The sequence below is a fragment of the Cereibacter sediminicola genome (assembly GCF_007668225.1).
GTDB lineage: Bacteria > Pseudomonadota > Alphaproteobacteria > Rhodobacterales > Rhodobacteraceae > Cereibacter_A > Cereibacter_A azotoformans.
Genome location: NZ_VDEK01000095.1, coordinates 1 through 1,538, shown reverse-complemented (window position 1 = coordinate 1,538; position 1,538 = coordinate 1). Strand labels below are relative to the sequence as shown.

Sequence of the window (1,538 nt, the reverse complement as noted above, 5' to 3'; positions counted from 1 at the left end):
CGGCTTGAAGTTACCCACAAGTATCCGCCGGGGGCCTTGCGAGGCGGGCACCTTCGACGAGGTCGGCGAGGCGGGAGAAGCCCCGCCATATCACCGTCGTCCCCGGTGGCGCATCGGAAGCGCGGTTGAGATAGCCTCCGAGACGAGCAACAGCCCTGACGTAGAATTCGAGGTCGCGCGGCGCCTGGCGCTTCCTCTCTGGCGTCGCCTGGTCGAGCAGGTGGCGCTCGTCCTGCGTGAAAACAGCAGCGGGGTCGGCTCCTGGCGTCTCGCGGCTGAGCATCGCCAGCCATGACACCCGCCAGGCCACGACGCAGCAGAGCGCGATGCAGTTGGCCAGGCGATCGGCCGTGGCCAGGCGCAGCTCCTCGATCCGGCAGCCGGTTTTCAGCGTCCGGAAGAAAGTCTCGATTTTCCAGCGCAGCGCGTACCATTCGAGCTTGTGTACGGCCTCCACGTGGGTCGCCACCGGCAGGTTCGTGATCAGCTTCCAGTGGACAGGCGCCCGGTCCTGCGGCGGGTCGAGTTCCTCGGCATGGATGATCTGGAGCTCCTGGTGCCGGTATTTCCGCTGCTTTCCGATCGGCGGGCGGACCGTCATCGTGGCATGCCGGACCGTCAGCACGGCGCAATGGTCCTTGCCCTGCGCGTCCCGGAACCGCACCTCGTGGGTGCCGCTCGCCTGCACCTGCGCCATGACCTTGGCGATGGTCGTGCCGCCATCTTCTGCCAGGCGGTCGACGCAGCTCCGGACGAGGAAGCCGGTCCCGAGTTCCTCGGCCAGGCAGTAGAGCTCGTAGATGTCACTCTCGCGGTCACCGACATGAACGCAGCGCTCCGGCGCACCCGCCAGCTCGGTCGACAGGCGCAGATTGTCGAGCCAGCGCATGCTTTCCTTCTGCTCGATGGGCACGCGGGTCGGGTTGATCTTACGCTTGAGCGCAGCGGTGCCCTTGAATGCGGCGCGGGACCAGAACTTGGCTGACGTCAGCCCGAGCGGCAACCCGTCCGGCGTGATCGCAAGGCTGGCATGCATCTGGAACCCGCAGACGGCATGCTTCCTGCGGCGGCCGTCCTTCAGCTTGTGCCCGGTCGAGACATGGGTGAAGCCGATTTTCTCCGGGGCCGCGCGCTTGAAGTTGAATTCCGTGGTGTCCTGCAGGATCAGCACGGGACCGCCCGTTGCCCGGATGCGCAGGGCGGAGGCCGCGAAATGCCCCGCGAGGATCTTGTCTTCGCTGACATTCCCGTTGGAAAAGAACCGGTAGGCCGCCTTGGTGTTCGACCAGTCCTGGAACGCCGTCGGCAGCGATTTCCCCGGCCGCTCCCCGAGGGCCTCGAGCATAGCCCCGAGCCGCCGGTTCAGCCGCTCATCCCCCAGATCGCACCCGGCGGTTTCCGTTTCCACCCAGCTCTGCCCCATGCCCGCACCTCACGCATTCGGTGCCACATGACGAATCATGACCGTATTGTCGTCGCCAAGACCAAGGCTGGCAGGTGAATCAATTCACCGCACCAACTTGTGGGTAACTGCAAGC

At 65.8% G+C, this 1,538-nt stretch carries 1 protein-coding gene; it reads right to left on the bottom strand.

Features of this window, described 5'->3' with window-relative positions; translation table 11 throughout:
* Positions 1 to 10: 10 nt before the first annotated feature.
* Positions 11 to 1,423 carry an IS4 family transposase gene (locus FG154_RS20435; protein ID WP_145111962.1) on the bottom strand — a complete coding sequence of 471 codons (1,413 nt, stop codon included), beginning with the start codon at positions 1,421 to 1,423 and terminating at the stop codon, positions 11 to 13.
* Positions 1,424 to 1,538: the final 115 nt, after the last annotated feature.

Excerpts from the sequence above, each read along its gene's own strand:
- FG154_RS20435 (WP_145111962.1), bottom strand. The coding sequence starts at position 1,423 with ATGGGGCAGAGCTGGGTGGAAACGGAAACCGCCGGGTGCGATCTGGGG.